Here is a 15,471-nt window from a genome sequence, read left to right on the forward strand (position 1 = left end):
GTTCAGAGATCGATTTCAATCACACCGTCGGGTTCCGCTGCTCGGCTTTGGCACAGGATCATCGCGCCTTCGCGCTGTTTCTTGGACAAAACGAAATCCCGATGCTCGACCGTACCTGAAACGACACCGCATTTGCACACGCCGCAGATGCCGTCAGCACATTTCACATCCACGTGAAACCCAGCTTCATTCAAGACCTGAGCGGCGTCCTTTTCTGCGGGCACAGACAGCGTTTTCCCCGAGCGGGTAAGCTTGATTGTAAATGGATGGTTTTCGTATTCGGGCGTTTCGGGAACCGAGAAATATTCCAAATGTCGCGTCTCTTCCGGGAAACCTTGGCGCTCAGCCGCTTGCATCACCCCGTCCATGTAGCGATCCGGTCCGCAGGTGTAGACATGCCATCCGTCCTGATAGCCAGACAGGATCGCACCCAAATCGGCGCGGGTATCTTCATCTGAGAAATGATAATGCACGCGATCTGCCCAGGGCATCGCGGCCAGATCCTCCAGATACCCGGCCCCGCCCCGCGTGCTAGCCGAGTAATGCAACTCGAACTCTCGACCCAAGGCGTGCAGGCGATGGGCAAAGGCAATCATCGGAGTGATGCCGATGCCACCGCCCATCAGGAAGGTCTTGGTTGCCGTTTCATCCAGTTCGAAATGGTTGATCGGCTTCGAGATGAAGACTTTGCGCCCCTCGTTGAAGATGCGATGCAAAAGCGCCGAGCCGCCGCGCCCTTCATCTTCGCGCAGCACACCGATCTGATAGGTCGACCTGTCTGACGGATCGCCGGACATGGAGTATTGCCGCAAGAATTCCGGCGCGACCAATACGTCCAGATGTGCGCCCGCCGCCCATCCCGGCAGGGGCGCACCGTCCAGCGTTGAGAATTCATACTTCGTTACATCGGCGGTCATCTTATCGACCTTGGTCACGGCAACCCGCATCACCGGTGCGTCACCGGCGATCTGATAGCGGTGGATGACCGACATATCCCCGCTGGCCTTGTGGGATTTGTATTCATCGGCTGTCACCATGGCCTCGTAGGCCGCAATCCCAGCCTCGCGATCCATGGCAAAGGGATAGGGCCACGGGTGTGGGGCCAGATAGGCCGGATAGACGGCCAGCGTCTGATCTTCGTATTTCAGGTTCAGATCCGTTTGCAGATCACGCCGGTTCAACGGGTGCGTTGTGGGGCGATAGGAACCGTCCGGCTGAAGCTCGATATCCCACCACCATTTCTTGATGTCGTTCAGACCGCCATTGCCGACCGCATCGTCCAGCTTGGCCAGTGCGGGCGCGGCAGAGGGGATGTTCATCGCGGCCCAGCGGAACGGGCGTTCCTTGAAGATGCCTTCAAGGTTCCAAGGGCAGGTCTTCATGCACCGCCCGCACATCGCCCCTCCTGGTGTTGTCACACGATAGGTGGCGCATTTCTGACTGTCGGATTTCCAGATTTCATAGCCGTTGAACATCAGCTTCGGCCCGGCCGTGATCGCGCCCGACGGACATTCCCGCGCGCATTTGTTGCAAGACTCGCAAAAGCTTTGCAGACCGAAGTCAATCGGCTTGTCATGCTCCATCGGCATATCGGTGGTCACAGCCCCGGACTTCAGTCGCGGGCCGAGATAAGGGTTCAGGATCACTTCTCCGATCCGACTGACCTCACCCAGACCAGATAGCAACAGCAACGGAGGTTGCAGCACCTCGCCATCCATCACCGTATGCGCTTTGGCCTTATAGCCAAGGTTGCGGATTTGCTGTGCAATCACGCCGCCCAGCAGCGAAAAGCGCAGATAGGCACGCATGGACTGGGCAACGCTGATCCAGTCATCACCGCTGGCGCCTTCCATCGTTTCATAGCCCTGATCGATGATCATGCTGATCGCCTGATCATGGGGCGGTACGATTTCTTCACCCGTCGCATCATGAGAATACCACGCCCATTCTGGGCAGCGGCTAAGGCCCACCGCATCGACCCCGAGGAAATAGGTCGCCGCTTTTATATTCGCTGCATTCCGAGCGGCATCCGTTGGCTTTGCAGCCTCAGCGCTTTCACCATCTTGTAACAACACAAAGGCCCCCAACGCGCGGCGTTGCGCGAAGCTGGGCGCGGCCTTGCGAACGTAGTACCCGCCTTTCGCAGCGTCCTGCAGCGACTTGCCCATATCCCCGAATTGCGCGCGAGCAAACATGTCAGCGCGTTTGGGTACACGGGCGACGTTTTCTTCGTCGATATACGTGGTCGGCGTCTCGACCCGTTTGAGTTTCTCGAACGGATGGGCTCCGTCCACATAGCGCCGTTTGGAATACGGATCACGGTTCAGGGCATTTTTGGCAAAGCCAGTTCCCAGCCACCATGCCGGCCCATGTGTGTGAAACCAGGGCTGTTGCGCCATGGGCTTGAGCGGTCGGTCATGGGCAATGGGCATCTCGGTCGTGACGGCAACCAGACCAAATCGTGTCCCCAGCCACGGAGCAATCAATTCCCCGTCTTCGACCGAGGCCAGCCCGGCGGCCACGGCCAACTTGCCCAAATCAACTTCTGACGACATCACGCTGTGCGCCCGCGCGTCAAAACCCAGCAGACGGATATAGTTGGCGATGACCACGGCATTTTCGGTGGCCAGCAAACAGGCGCGATGATCCTGCGCATCTGTGATCCAGTCTGCGCCGGGTTCTGATGGGTCTGGGTCGCGATTGTATTCGTACAGAAACACGATGCTGTTCCGGTGGCTGTCGATCGGCTTGGGCGCAGCCTCCATACTGTCTTTCAGATCCGCCATGATGACGTCGATCCCCGAGGCCAGAGTCTTGGTCTGGCGTGTGCGCAACGCATAGGCAAGCCGGTCGATATCCGGGTTGCGGCGCGGCTGCGCCAGCAAAGCAGCCGACGGCAAAGGCCCGCAGCCCATCATTGACGCATCGTTGAAATACCCAAACGCTTTCAGATGGTTGGCACGTTCCTGCGGATCCGAAGGTATCTCTGACGCAACCGGGTTCACCAGCCCGTCGCGAATGGCGTCCATCATCGCCTGAAATTCGCCCATCGCGTTGACGATGCTGCCCGGATGTTCCGGTCGGTGAAAACTCAGTTCAGCCATCGAAGGCACAAGCGACAGGTCCGGCCCTTCGTCCGTCCGGGCCAAGCGCTCCAGCGGGTAACGCCCCATGTGAACGGGCCGGTTTTTATCCGAGAAAAAGCGGATTCCCATTATGCGCCTCCTGTTGCTTACCATCTCCTATCCCGGCATGGACAGCAGAGCCATTCATGCATAATCATAAACGGTATGAGCAAAATCGATTTCACGGACCTCGATGGAAAGGTCCTGCGCACATTTCTCACTATACTCGAGGAAAGCTCGGTCTCGAAAGCTGCGGACCGACTGGGCGTCACACAATCCGCGATCAGCCATACCTTGGCCAAGCTGCGGCTGGTGTTGGGTGATCCGCTGTTTGTCCGTTCCGGTCAGGGCCTGATTCCGACCGAGCGCGCCTTGTCCCTGAAAGACCCGGCCCAAAGAGTGTTGGACGGGATGCGCGCACTGACCGAGGGCAGACCGTTCAACCCCTTGTCCGAACAGATCGACATACGCATCGCTACCAACGACATGCCGCGTGAGTTGATCTTTCCGCAACTCCTTCGCGAAACCCGCGCCGAAAAAGTGCGCCTGAAACTGGAGTTCATCCCCTCGGGCGTTCCAGATTCTGACCTGCTGCGCAGTGACCGGTGCCAGTTGATGCTTACCCCGCTGCCACCCGATGGGCCGGATATCTTTCAGAAACGCCTGATGACCAGCCCGCTGATGATGTTCTACGACGCCGCACAACGCAATCCGCCGGACAGTTGGCAGGCATATTGCGACAGCGATCACGTCGAAGTGCGCTTTGCCGATGGCCGCAACGCCCGCGCTGTCATGCGCGGCGTCGATCAAAGCCAGATCAGACCTGCCGTTGTGACCTTGCCGCACTTCAATGCAATTCCGGCCTTCGTACGGGGCAGCGACCTGATCTCGACCGATACAGCACTGATGAAACAGGGTCCGCTTGCCGCGCTGGATTGCGCACCGCTGCCTTTCGAATGCCCGCCTGTGTCCATCTACATGGTCTGGCATCAGCGATCAGCAAATGACCCCGCACACCGTTGGCTGCGCGCCCGGATCGAAGCCATCGCAGCCACCCTTCAGACCTGAGACAACAGCCAGTTGCGAATGATCTCAACCATTTGCGGCTGCCGTGGCTTGCGCGGCGCGACAATGTAAAACCCCAGATCTTCGATCAAGACATCCTCAAGTGGCTGGACAAGACGGCCCGAAGCAAGCTCGGACGCAACCAGCGGCGCATTGGCAAGTGCGATCCCTTGCCCGGACAGTGCGGCATCAATCGCAAGACTGGTCTGGCTGAAGCTCATCATCCGTGGCTTGCCGCTTACGCCCACCCTATCAAGAAACAAAGGCCACAACCCGTGAGTGTCATTGAGCAATACTTGCCCAAGCAGATCAGAGGGATGGGTCACTTGCCCGGCAATGGATGGGCTGCACACCGGGACGAATTCTGTTGAGAACAACGGCACGGCATCCAGGTCGGACGCAAAGGGCGCCCTGCCCTGCCTGACCGCCAGATCCACGCCATCCGATTTGAAATCCGCCAGACGTTCGCGCGCGTCCACCTGAACCGAGATATCCGGATACGAGTCGATGAAATCCGATAGTCGTGGCACCAGCCATTTTGAGGCAAAGCTAGGCGTGACCGACAATATGATCTGGCGGTCCTGCGATAACTCCTCTACAGCCTCTTCAATTAACCTGAAGGCCCTTCGTAAAGGCGCATGAAACTTGCGTCCGGCTTCAGTCAGCCGCAAACCACGCGGCAAGCGGTCGAACAGAACATCACCCAGCCTGGCCTCTAGCCCCCTCACTTGTTGTGCAACCGCGCCTTGCGTCACGCCCAGTTCTTCGGCGGCCAGTCGAAAATTCAAATGTCGCGCAGAGGCTTCAAAGGCTCGCAAAGCATTCAGAGGAGGAAGAGCTACCATGAAATGGTCCTGTAGATTTTCTACAGCATAGCGTCAGCATAACTGATTGGTCAAACCAGGCCTTGATCGCCATCTTGGGATCAAATGAAAACGGAGATGTCAGATGGAAAAAGTAGCTCTTATAACAGCCGGCGGCAGCGGGATGGGTGCAGATTCCGCACGCAGACTGGCAGCAGATGGGTTCAAGGTTGGCATTTTGTCGGCCTCTGGCAAAGGCGAAGCCTTGGCCCACGAGCTGGGTGGCGTCGGTGTGACCGGCTCGAACCAGTCCACCGAGGATTTGCAAAAGCTTGTCGATGCCGCGATGGCCCATTGGGGGCGTATTGACGTACTGGTCAATTCCGCTGGTCACGGCCCCCGCGCCCCGATCCTTGAGCTGACGGATGAGGATTGGCACACCGGCATGGATGTCTATTTCCTGAACGCGGTCCGTCCGACCCGACTGGTCACGCCGATCATGCAGGCGCAGGGTGGTGGGGCGATCATCAATATCTCAACCTTTGCCGCATTCGAACCTGATCCGGTATTCCCTACCTCGGGCGTGTTACGGGCCGGGTTGGCCGCATTCACCAAGCTGTTCTCGGACAAATATGCCGCCGAGAACATCCGCATGAACAACGTCCTGCCGGGCTTCATCGACAGTCTGCCCGAGAAAGAAGAATTCCGCAGTCGCATTCCAATGGGGCGTTATGGGCACAGCTATGACGAGATCGCTTCGGTCGTGGCCCTGTTGGCATCCGAAGGGGGCGGCTACATCACCGGGCAGAATATCCGGGTGGATGGCGGCATCACCCGGTCTGTCTGACCTCAGAACCGTGCCTTTATCAGATGTGTCAGCGCCGCGCCGGATTCAAAAAAAGCGCGGCGCAGGCGTGTCCAGCTTTCGCGATGCTCGGGCACGGCGGGCACGGGTAATCGTGTGGGATCTTCGGCAAGAAGGCTTTCGGCCATCATGCGACCAAACACCGTGCCGGGTCCGATGCCGCGACCGGAATACCCGTGGGTGGCCAAAGCGTTCGGGCCGATCTGCGTGATCTTCGGGATATGGTCCGAAGTCATGGCGATCCGCCCGTGCCAACCCTGTTCAAACGGCTGGTCGGCGAGTTGAGGGTAAAGCTCTGCCAGTTTGCGTCGGACCCAGGCGGTGTGTGCACTCCGACCTGCATTGCCAAGGTCGCCCATGCCGCCAATAATCATGCGGCCTGCCTGATCCAGGCGAAACGACGTCATGATCAAACCAGTGTCCCAGCACCCTTCTTCTTGCGGCAGAATACTGGCGCGCAAGTTATGCGACAGCGGAGCGGTCGCGTATTGGAAGTAATAAACCGGCACATAGGCGGGCGCGGTATTTGGCAAACCAAGATGATAGGCGTTGGTCGCCTGAATGAGGGACTTGGCCCGCACCACCCCTTTCGGTGTATTCAGCACCCATTGGCCGTTTTCATGGCGCATGGTCTGCACCGGGCTTTGCCCATGTATCTGCGCCCCAGCCTGCGCCGCCGCTCGCGCCAACCCGACCGCATAAGCCAGCGGCTGTATGGTTCCGGCACGAGGGTCGAACAACGCTCCACGGAACGCATTGCTACCGGTTCTTTCACGCGCCTGATCCGCCGACAGCAGTTCAACCGGCGCACCTGACGCGCTCAGCTGTGCGTGGCGCGTTTGCAGGTCTTTCAGTCCGGCAGCGGAATGCGCGCAATGCAAGGTTCCGTTGCGCACAGGTTCACAGGCGATGCCGTGCTTCTCGATCAACGCGAACAGGTCTGAGGGCGCTTGGGCCAGCAGATCAATAAGGCGGTCACCCGCCACTTGTCCGATATGAGCACGGATTTCTTCAGGCGGAAGCCAGAGGCCAGCATTGGCCAAACCGACATTGCGACCCGATCCGCCAAAGCCGATCTCTTGTGCCTCAAGCAGACAGACCGACGCGCCATTTCGGGCTGCCGTCAATGCCGCTGAGCATCCGGTATATCCGCCCCCAATGACCGCCAGATCAACTTCCGTGTCGACGCTCAGAGGCGGGGCTGAAACCGTCTCGGAGCATGTGCTGCGCCAAAGAGCATTTTCGGGATCGTTCACATCTGGCCTCTGAGTTTTTTGCGCGGATCATCTTACCGAAAACAACGCTTTGCAAGCGGACTCGTTCAGGCGTAGTCGCAACGAAAAAGACCTCTTGATGCATACGCACCAAAGAAGTCTTTTTTTTGAGAAAGGACGTAAACGGGCGGGTCGCCGCTCGGAAACCGTCAAACGTCGATCGAGCGAGCGATCAACTCTTTCATCACTTCATTGGTGCCGCCGTAGATCATCTGTACCCGCGCATCCGCATATAGACGCGCAATCGGGTATTCCATCATGAAGCCATAGCCGCCGAACAGCTGCAGACACTCATGCATGATCTCGTTCTGCACCTCTGAACCCCAATATTTGGCCATCGAAGCGGTGGCAGCGTCCAGCTCGCCGGCTTCCAGCTTGGCAACACAATCGTTGATGAAGCTGCGCAGAACCTCGGCTTTGGTCTTGCATTCCGCCAGCTTGAACCGGGTGTTTTGGAAGTCCATCACCCGCTGTCCAAACGCTTTACGCTCCTGCACGTATTTGACCGTTTCAGCGATGGCGAAATCAATCGCGCCCAGCGCCATGATCGCGATGTTCAGCCGCTCCCACGGCAGTTGTTTCATAAGCTGGTAAAAGCCCTGCCCTTCTTCATCCCCCAGCAGGTTGGTCATCGGCACTTTGACATCTTCAAAGAACAACTCCGCCGTATCGTTGCCCTTCATGCCCAGTTTTTTAAGGTTCCGCCCCCGGCGAAAGCCATCGGCCCCTTCGGTTTCGACCACGATCAAAGACACACCACGCGCGCCTTCGGATTTGTCTGTCTTGGCCGCTACGATAATCAGGTCAGCTGACTGCCCATTTGTGATGAAAATCTTGGATCCATTCAGCCGATAAGAGTTTCCGTCTTTTTCAGCCGTCGTCCGCACCGCCTGTACGTCTGACCCGGTGCTGGGTTCCGTCATCGCCAACGCGCCAACCATCTCGCCCGAAGCAAGTTTCGGCAGCCATTTGTGCTTTTGATCTTCGCTGCCATAGGCGGTGAGGTAATGCGTCACAATCGACTGAATGCCATAGCCCCAACCGGCATCGCCACGCGCGCCCTGTTCGTAGGCGGTGATTGCATCGAACCCCATGCCGCCGCCGACACCACCATACTCTTCGGGGATTGCACCCGCCATCAGCCCGGTTTCACCCGCCTTGCGCCAAAAGCCGCGATCCACCACGCCGTTTTCGACCCAGGTTTCGATATTCGGCGACAGTTCATCATCCATGAACCGGCCTGCCATATCCGCAAACATGCGGTGTTCGTCGGTGACCCACGCTGCGGTGGAAGTGAAAAGTGGCATCGAACGCTCTCCAGACAATCTTTCCAGTAAGCCTAGCGTTCCGCCTGATTCACGCCAATGCATGTGACGCCGCGTCCTGCCGTCGAACAACGCAACGTCTAATGCCCAAAACTGAAAGAACCATTTTTTCTTGAGCAGGTTCAGGACAATGCCGCATCCAGCAGATTTGCCGCTGCATCCTTGGCGTCTTGCGCCGGATCGCATTGTTGAAGCAGAACGGCCGAGACAATAGCCCCTTCTTGCAACAGTACGATCTGACAGGCCAGTTTATGCGGGTCTGAAGCACCGGCTTGCTCGGCAACCGAAGTGAAATGGTCCAGCAGGAATTGCTTGTGTTCGGCAGCCTGTACATGGATCGGGTGATCCGGGTCCTGGAATTCAGCGCCTGCCTTGATGAACATGCACCCCCGGAACTCATCTTCTTCGAACCATTCTTTCAGCGCATCGAAACTGGCGAGGATTTGCTCGGCTGGCGTTTCCGCCATCTCGTCAATTCGCTTTAGAAACCAATCACGAAAGCTTTCGTCCCGCAAACGCAGAGCCGCAAGGATCAGCTCTTCCTTGGTGCGGAAGTGCTTGTACATCGACGTTTTGGACACACCCGTTTCCACCACCAGCTTGTCCATGCCAGTCGCGTGAAACCCATCGCGGTAAAAGACCTTCAGGGCCTTGCTCACCAGTTCGTCCCGTTTGTTTGGGCGCATGATTCGGCTCCATAGTGTACCGTTCTGTACATATTAGCCCGAAACGCGAAGTACAATAACACCAAATCAAGCGTTTGATTTTAATATGCTTTATTTGATTAGACAGCCCCAATCTGAAATTTTTTAAAGTTTGCCCTTGCAAAAGTTAACAGATCGGTACACTTTGAATTCGAAAGTTAACCGATCTGTACACCAGAGGATTTGACCGATGAAACGTCGCGCCAGCATCTTCCCACCTCAGTACGTTCCGTTCCTTCTAACCATGGCCCTTTTGGCCGCTTCACTTACTTGAAAGCCCTTGCCCCATGTCTCGCCCTCCTCTGCCCCCATTCACGTTCGAAACCGCAACTCAAAAAGTGCGGATGGCGGAAAACGCCTGGAACAGTCGCGACCCCGACCGGGTGACGCCCGCCTACACTGAGGACAGTCAATGGCGAAACCGGGCTGAGTTTCTGTCAGGCCATGCCGACATCCACGCCTTCCTGACGCGCAAATGGCGCAAGGAACTGGACTATCGCCTGATCAAGGAACTCTGGGCCTTTGCCGGACATCGCATTGCTGTACGCTATGCTTATGAATGGCGAGACGACAGCGGCCAGTGGTTCCGCTCTTATGGCAACGAGAACTGGGAATTTGCCGAAGACGGGCGCATGTCGTACCGCCACGCCTCGCTGAACGATCTGCCGATCACCGAAGAGGACCGTCTCTTTCACTGGCCGCAAGGTGAACGCCCCGAAGATCATCCCGGACTGTCAGATTTAGGTCTTTGAAAGGAATCACCATGCCCCGTGCCTTTTCCGAACGCGCCTTCACCCCTGCCGTCCGCGCCCATCAAGAGCGCATGGGGTCGGCAAAAACCTATGCCAAGTTCATCGAAAGCGGGCCACAGCAGGGCCACTTGATCGGCGAGCCCGAGAAAGAGTTCATTCAGGCACGTGACGGGTTCTATCAATCGACGGTGTCCGAAACCGGCTGGCCCTATGTGCAGTATCGCGGTGGGCCTGTTGGGTTTTTGAAAGTACTGGGGCCGCAGACCATCGGCTATGCGGATTTTTCCGGCAACAAGCAGTATATCTCGCGCGGCAATCTGGATGGGAATGATCGGATCGCGATGATCCTGATGGATTACGCCAACCAGCGCCGCCTGAAGATCCTGGGACGTGTCGAATTTACTGAAGGCGAAGCCGCTGCAGCCAGTTTGTATCCCGAAGGGGCCGAGGCCCCGGCGGAACGGGCAGCAATCATCCGTATCGAGGCACTGGACTGGAACTGCCCGCGTCACATCACCCCTCGCTTCACCGAAGCCGAGCTGCGCCCCCATCTGAACACTCTTGGACAACAGCTGGCCCAGCTGCAGGCCGAGAATGAGCGGCTGAAGCTGGAATTGGCAAAGTCCAGCTAACGCGTTGGGCGACCCGGGTTTACGAATTACAGGAAAGGATTTTGCGCAATGGTTCGTTCAGTCGTTCAACTCTCGGTCGTGTGTCTTGCAGCGGCGGCCTTGATATTGCTGATCCTGATGTTTGGGTTTTTCGCGTCACCCAGCGCCGTGCGCACATCGCCTTCCGTATTCAGCACAATGCTATTTGATCACCTGCAGCAGGATTGAAAGGCGATCAGCCTCGACCGGCTTGGACCATTGCTGCAATGCCTGCGGCGCAAAACTCGACCAGCGGCTCTATGTCAGGCTGTTCACCGCCCTGCGACAGCGCCCTGACGCGCCAGCCGCTGTTGAGATGCGCCAGCATGGCCGAAACCGAATAAACCTGACCACTGGCCAACACCGCCGGATCTATATCTGGGTAAAGCGCAGCAATCTCTGCGATAAAATGCTGGGCCGTCGGATCGAAACACTCGGCTGCTATGTCGCTCCACCGTGGATCGACGGACACGTGCGCAACCAGTCGACCATAAGCCATCCACCCTGGACCACCCGTTTCAGCCAGCTCCACATAGGGACGGATAAAACTGTCCAAAATGCTGTGCAATGTCAGCGGCCCCTCGGCTCTGGCTTTGTTCAGTTTATCGAACTCGTAACTGCGCCAGTTTATCCGCGCGGCGGGCGACGGTACGATAGAAAAGCTCCTCTTTCCCGCCGCCGTGATGGTGTACAAGGCCAATCTGCACACCCGCCAAAGCGGCAATATCGCGGATCGAGGCACCTTCGAATCCCCGTTCGGCAAAGATCAATTCCGCAGCATCCATGATCCGCGCGCGCGTCTCCAAGGACCGCTTGGATGGCGCTCTTTGCCTTGGTTTTTCTATGTTTTTTAAACTCATGATTTTCACCTTGCCTTATTTTGGTCGTTCGTTCAAGTTAAGCCTCACGAACTTCGGGAGGGTTCATGACAGAAACGCGCGACGCATTCGCCCTGATCGGGGCGGGACCGATGGGATTGGCCGCGGCCAAGGTGCTGAAAGAACAGGGCATCGCATTTCAAGGGTTCGAGCTGCATTCGGATGTGGGCGGTCTGTGGGACATCGATGCCCCCAGATCAACCATGTACGAGACAGCGCATCTGATCTCGTCCAAGCGCATGACCGAGTTCGAAGATTTCCCGATGGATGAGGCCGTGGCCGAGTACCCTTCTCACCGGGCGATGCGCGACTATTTCCGTGCTTTTGCAGATCATTTCGGGTTGCGTAAGGACTATAGGTTTAACACAGAAGTCACCCAGATCACGCCGCTGGGCAACTCGGGGGATGGTTGGCGTGTCAGTTGGAGGGATGCCGAAGGTGACCATCAGGCCGACTTCGCAGGTGTTATGATAGCAAACGGCACCTTGTCGGAACCGAACATGCCTGAATTTCCCGGAACCTTCGACGGAGAATTGATCCATGCCTCGCACTACAGGTATCCCAGTCAATTCGACGGCAAACGAGTATTGGTTGTAGGTGCAGGCAACTCCGGTTGCGACATTGCGGTGGATGCGATCCACCATGCAAAACGCTGCGACCTGTCGATGCGGCGCGGATACTATTTCGTCCCGAAATATGTCTTTGGCAAACCTGCTGACACGATGGGTGGCAAGATCCGCCTGCCCATGTGGCTAAAGCGAAAGGTCGACAGCCTGATCCTCAGCTGGTTCGTCGGAAATCCCCAAAAATACGGCTTTCCCAAACCCGATTATCAGCTTTACGAAAGCCATCCTGTGGTGAATTCACTGGTCCTGTATCACGCGGGTCATGGCGATTTGCGCATTCGCCCCGATATCGACCGGCTGGAGGGTCACACCGTTCACTTCAAAGACGGTTCCAGCGAAGACTATGACATGATCCTCGCTGCCACCGGATACAAGCTGCACTATCCGTTTGTCGACAAGGACCTGCTGAACTGGCAGGGCGATGCACCGCATCTGTACCTGAACACCATACACCCCGAACGCGACGATCTGTTTGTGCTGGGCATGGTCGAGGCCACGGGTCTTGGCTGGCAGGGGAGACACGAACAGGCCGAGATGGTGGCGCGCTATATCAAGGGTCTTCAAAGCGGTTGCCCGGCGGCGGCCGATCTGAAAACCGAAAAACAAAAAGACTACAGGCGCGCCACCGGAGGCATGAACTATATCGACCTACCCCGCATGGCTTACTACGTTGACAAGGCCACCTATAGAAAAGCCGTCACTGGCTGGATCGACCGGCTGCGGAAAGCCGCCGCATGAATGGTATCGACGAAGTCACGCTGAATTTCAGCCCGGCGTCGCTGACGTTGCTGAACTCTATTCTGGCCATTGTGATGTTCTCGATCGCGATCGACCTGACGCCTCGGGATTTTGATCGCCTGAGACGCGCGCCAAAACCTGTGATTGTCGGGCTGGTATCTCAGTTTGTGGTCTTGCCCGCACTGACCTTTGCGCTGGTCTGGTTCACAGAGCCGCGTGCTTCCATAGCGTTAGGGCTGATCCTTGTGGCAGCTTGTCCGGGCGGCAACATCTCGAACTTCATAACACATCGCGCGGGCGGCAATGCGGCGCTGTCCGTGTCGATGACCGCATTCGCCACCATTGGCGCAATCTTCATGACGCCTTTCAACATCGCGCTTTGGGGCGGGCTGTATCCACCGACCCGTGCGATCCTGCAGCAAACCCAGATCGATCCGGTGCAAATCGCCATTCTCGTCGGCTTTATGCTGATCCTGCCCCTTGTTCTGGGCATCACACTGAATCAGCGTCGTCCCGCCCTGACCGCACGTTTACGCGCACCGCTGCAATACTTGTCGATGGGTATCTTCGCGGCTTTCATCTTGCTTGCCCTGGCCGCCAACTGGGGATTCTTCCTCAGCTTTGCCGGGGCTGTCGCCGGGCTTGTGATCCTTCACAACGCCCTGGCACTGGGGGGCGGTTGGGTCGTGGCCACTCTGACCCGGCTGTCCCCCTTTGATCGTCGCGCAATCACCATAGAGACCGGCATTCAGAATTCAGGGCTTGGACTGGTCTTGATCTTCGCCTTTTTCCACGGGCTGGGCGGCATGGCCGTTGTGGCCGCGTTCTGGGGCATCTGGCACGCGATATCGGGCATTGCGCTTGCGTCGATCATGGCCCGAACCGAGGCCGCGCGATGACCCGTATTCTGATCACAGGCGCCGCCGGTATGGTCGGGCAAGCACTATTGCCGGAACTTGGGGGGCATGAGGTCTTTGCCACCGACCTCAAGCGCCCGGAGTCTTTGCCTGAATGTATCGCCTTCCTGCCCATGGACGTGACAAGCGATGCCCCTGCCCGCGTGATCACCAAGGTGAAGCCGGATGTCATCGTGCATCTGGCCTCAATCGTGACGCCCCCGCCCAAGACTGGACGCACCGCAGCATACGCTGTTGACGTCGAAGGAACGCGCAAGGTGGTGAATGCAGCGATTGCCAACGGCGTACGCAGACTGGTGGTCACATCATCCGGGGCGGCATATGGGTATCATGCGGACAACCGCATTCCGCTGCGCGAGCGTGACCCGCTGCGGGGCAATCCGGAATTCCCTTATTCCGACCACAAGAGACAGGTCGAGGAATTGTTGGCGGAAGCCCGTAGTGCTGCCCCTGATCTTGAACAGGTCGTTCTGCGCGTGGGGACGGTGTTGGGGGCTGGCACTGAAAACCAGATCACCGCCCTGTTTCACAAGCCCCGCCTGCTGGCCGTAACCGGCAGTGAAAGTCCTTTTGTCTTTATCTGGACACACGATCTGGCCCGCATCCTGCGGCGCGCAGCGACAGACGGGCCACCCGGTATCTTCAATGTCGCTGGGGACGGTGCGATGGGCGTCACAGATCTGGCCGATGCCTTGGGGAAATCGGTTCTGCGTCTTCCCGCTTGGGCCCTGAAAGCGGCCCTGACCGTGGCACGCCCGCTTGGCTTGTCTCGCTATGGGCCGGAACAGGTGCGGTTTCTGCAATATCGACCGGTTTTGGACAATTCCGCCCTCAAATCAGAATTCGGCTATACACCCGAAAAAACCAGCGCCGAGGTGTTCGCGTTCTGGCAAAAGCAGGCCGGGCTATGAAGACAGCTGTCATATCAGGTGGGGCGGGCGGTTTGGGGCAAGCCCTGAGCCATGCCCTGCAAGCCCGCGGTTGGCGGGTCGTGTTGCTGGACCTTGACGTCTCAGGCTTGGACACAAGGCCAAACCAGTTGCCAATTGGTTGCGATCTGACAGACCCCGAACAGCTTGCTGACGCAACCCAAAGGGTGATCGAATCCAGCGAGAGTATCGATCTGGTCATCTACAACGCCGGGGTCACGCAAATTCGGGGGTTTGATCAGTCCGACGCCGCCAGCCACCGAATGGTGTTCGACATTAACTACTTTGCGGCCGTTGAAATGGCCCGCGCGTTTCTGCAAGCGGTTCGGGTATCACAGGGAACGCATCTTGCAATTTCGTCCGTGGCAGGGTTTGCGCCGCTCTATCACCGAACGGCCTATGCGGCCTCGAAACACGCGCTTGAGGGTTTTTTCAAATCGCTCCGTTCCGAAGAAGCACCTCATGGCGTTCAGGTTCAGATCGCGGCGCCGTCCTTCGTGGCCACCAACCCGGGCAACGCACAAGAGCAGGCCGATGGAACGGCAAGACCCGGATCGGCAAAGGACGGTATGGACGAGATGAGCCCTGAGGCCGCGGCCAAAGCAATCCTGCGAGGATTGGACAAATCGCAGCCGATGATTCCGGTTGGACGTGTGGCGCGTTTGTCTTGGTGGCTGAACAGCCTCTCACCGCGCCTGTATCAACGCATGATGGAGCGCAACATACGCGGGCCAGCAGAATAGATTTTTGCCATGACCCCTTGACCTTCCCGTGACTGGAACCCTCATTTGGAGGGCAAGGCAAGCTGCGGAACGAGTTG

General features: G+C 57.7%; 16 protein-coding genes. 9 read left to right on the forward strand and 7 right to left on the reverse strand.

Translation table 11 applies throughout. The features are described 5' to 3' along the window. Positions 1 to 2: 2 nt before the first annotated feature. The gene (locus ACXADZ_RS13670) at positions 3 to 3,215 is read right to left on the reverse strand and encodes a reductive dehalogenase (protein ID WP_475197119.1); all 3,213 of its coding nucleotides are present in this window, start codon (positions 3,213 to 3,215) and stop codon (positions 3 to 5) included. Positions 3,216 to 3,290: 75 nt separating this feature from the next. Between ACXADZ_RS13670 and ACXADZ_RS13675 the strand changes: the two genes are divergently transcribed. Beyond that, positions 3,291 to 4,193 carry a LysR family transcriptional regulator gene (locus tag ACXADZ_RS13675; RefSeq protein WP_171091519.1) on the forward strand — a complete coding sequence of 301 codons (903 nt, stop codon included), beginning with the start codon at positions 3,291 to 3,293 and terminating at the stop codon, positions 4,191 to 4,193. On the opposite strand, the gene ACXADZ_RS13680 is transcribed toward ACXADZ_RS13675, so the two are convergent. Beyond that, entirely contained in the window at positions 4,184 to 5,035 is an 852-nt protein-coding gene (locus ACXADZ_RS13680) for a LysR substrate-binding domain-containing protein (protein WP_171669530.1), read from the reverse strand. The genes ACXADZ_RS13675 and ACXADZ_RS13680 overlap by 10 nt on opposite strands. A gap of 103 nt (positions 5,036 to 5,138) precedes the next feature. Between ACXADZ_RS13680 and ACXADZ_RS13685 the strand changes: the two genes are divergently transcribed. Then, entirely contained in the window at positions 5,139 to 5,840 is a 702-nt protein-coding gene (locus ACXADZ_RS13685; RefSeq protein ID WP_475197121.1) for an SDR family oxidoreductase, read from the forward strand. Positions 5,841 to 5,842: 2 nt separating this feature from the next. On the opposite strand, the gene ACXADZ_RS13690 is transcribed toward ACXADZ_RS13685, so the two are convergent. The 3 genes from ACXADZ_RS13690 to ACXADZ_RS13700 all read right to left on the reverse strand — a co-directional run bounded on the left by ACXADZ_RS13690 (position 5,843) and on the right by ACXADZ_RS13700 (position 9,143). After that, positions 5,843 to 7,114, reverse strand: a complete 1,272-nt coding sequence (locus ACXADZ_RS13690; RefSeq protein WP_475197122.1) for an NAD(P)/FAD-dependent oxidoreductase — start codon at positions 7,112 to 7,114, stop codon at positions 5,843 to 5,845. A 167-nt stretch (positions 7,115 to 7,281) separates the two neighbouring features. Further along, a complete protein-coding gene (locus tag ACXADZ_RS13695; RefSeq protein ID WP_171091526.1) occupies positions 7,282 to 8,439 on the reverse strand; it encodes an acyl-CoA dehydrogenase family protein in 1,158 nt (385 codons plus the stop codon). A gap of 140 nt (positions 8,440 to 8,579) precedes the next feature. Then, positions 8,580 to 9,143, reverse strand: a complete 564-nt coding sequence (locus ACXADZ_RS13700) for a TetR/AcrR family transcriptional regulator (RefSeq protein ID WP_171186290.1) — start codon at positions 9,141 to 9,143, stop codon at positions 8,580 to 8,582. A gap of 305 nt (positions 9,144 to 9,448) precedes the next feature. Between ACXADZ_RS13700 and ACXADZ_RS13705 the strand changes: the two genes are divergently transcribed. From ACXADZ_RS13705 to ACXADZ_RS13715, 3 genes are read left to right on the forward strand one after another with little or no spacing between them, the layout of a single operon-like run. Continuing rightward, a complete protein-coding gene (locus tag ACXADZ_RS13705; protein WP_171091529.1) occupies positions 9,449 to 9,913 on the forward strand; it encodes a nuclear transport factor 2 family protein in 465 nt (154 codons plus the stop codon). An 11-nt stretch (positions 9,914 to 9,924) separates the two neighbouring features. Then, positions 9,925 to 10,545 (forward strand): pyridoxamine 5'-phosphate oxidase family protein, encoded by a 621-nt coding sequence (locus ACXADZ_RS13710; RefSeq protein WP_171091531.1) that lies wholly within the window; start codon positions 9,925 to 9,927, stop codon positions 10,543 to 10,545. Positions 10,546 to 10,593: 48 nt separating this feature from the next. Beyond that, positions 10,594 to 10,752, forward strand: coding sequence for a hypothetical protein (locus tag ACXADZ_RS13715; protein ID WP_171091533.1), 159 nt, complete (start codon positions 10,594 to 10,596; stop codon positions 10,750 to 10,752). Positions 10,753 to 10,759: 7 nt separating this feature from the next. On the opposite strand, the gene ACXADZ_RS13720 is transcribed toward ACXADZ_RS13715, so the two are convergent. Both ACXADZ_RS13720 and ACXADZ_RS13725 read right to left on the reverse strand, forming a co-directional pair. Next, positions 10,760 to 11,131, reverse strand: a complete 372-nt coding sequence (locus tag ACXADZ_RS13720) for a hypothetical protein (protein ID WP_475197124.1) — start codon at positions 11,129 to 11,131, stop codon at positions 10,760 to 10,762. Between the two features lie 34 nt (positions 11,132 to 11,165). Beyond that, positions 11,166 to 11,423, reverse strand: coding sequence for a TetR/AcrR family transcriptional regulator (locus ACXADZ_RS13725; RefSeq protein WP_475197126.1), 258 nt, complete (start codon positions 11,421 to 11,423; stop codon positions 11,166 to 11,168). Positions 11,424 to 11,488: 65 nt separating this feature from the next. Here ACXADZ_RS13725 and ACXADZ_RS13730 point away from each other — a divergent pair, with 65 nt between their 5' ends. From ACXADZ_RS13730 to ACXADZ_RS13745, 4 genes are read left to right on the forward strand one after another with little or no spacing between them, the layout of a single operon-like run. Then, the gene (locus tag ACXADZ_RS13730; protein ID WP_475197127.1) at positions 11,489 to 12,805 is read left to right on the forward strand and encodes a flavin-containing monooxygenase; all 1,317 of its coding nucleotides are present in this window, start codon (positions 11,489 to 11,491) and stop codon (positions 12,803 to 12,805) included. After that, on the forward strand, positions 12,802 to 13,704 hold the full coding sequence (locus ACXADZ_RS13735; RefSeq protein WP_171091538.1) for a bile acid:sodium symporter family protein: 903 nt from the start codon (positions 12,802 to 12,804) through the stop codon (positions 13,702 to 13,704). The genes ACXADZ_RS13730 and ACXADZ_RS13735 overlap by 4 nt, the downstream gene beginning before the upstream one ends. After that, positions 13,701 to 14,633 (forward strand): SDR family oxidoreductase, encoded by a 933-nt coding sequence (locus ACXADZ_RS13740; protein WP_475197129.1) that lies wholly within the window; start codon positions 13,701 to 13,703, stop codon positions 14,631 to 14,633. Before ACXADZ_RS13735 ends, ACXADZ_RS13740 begins: the two co-directional genes overlap by 4 nt. After that, positions 14,630 to 15,394 (forward strand): SDR family NAD(P)-dependent oxidoreductase, encoded by a 765-nt coding sequence (locus tag ACXADZ_RS13745; RefSeq protein ID WP_475197131.1) that lies wholly within the window; start codon positions 14,630 to 14,632, stop codon positions 15,392 to 15,394. The genes ACXADZ_RS13740 and ACXADZ_RS13745 overlap by 4 nt, the downstream gene beginning before the upstream one ends. The last annotated feature ends 77 nt before the right edge of the window (positions 15,395 to 15,471 follow it).

The sequence above is a fragment of the Ruegeria sp. ABM4_193 genome, from assembly GCF_056158705.1.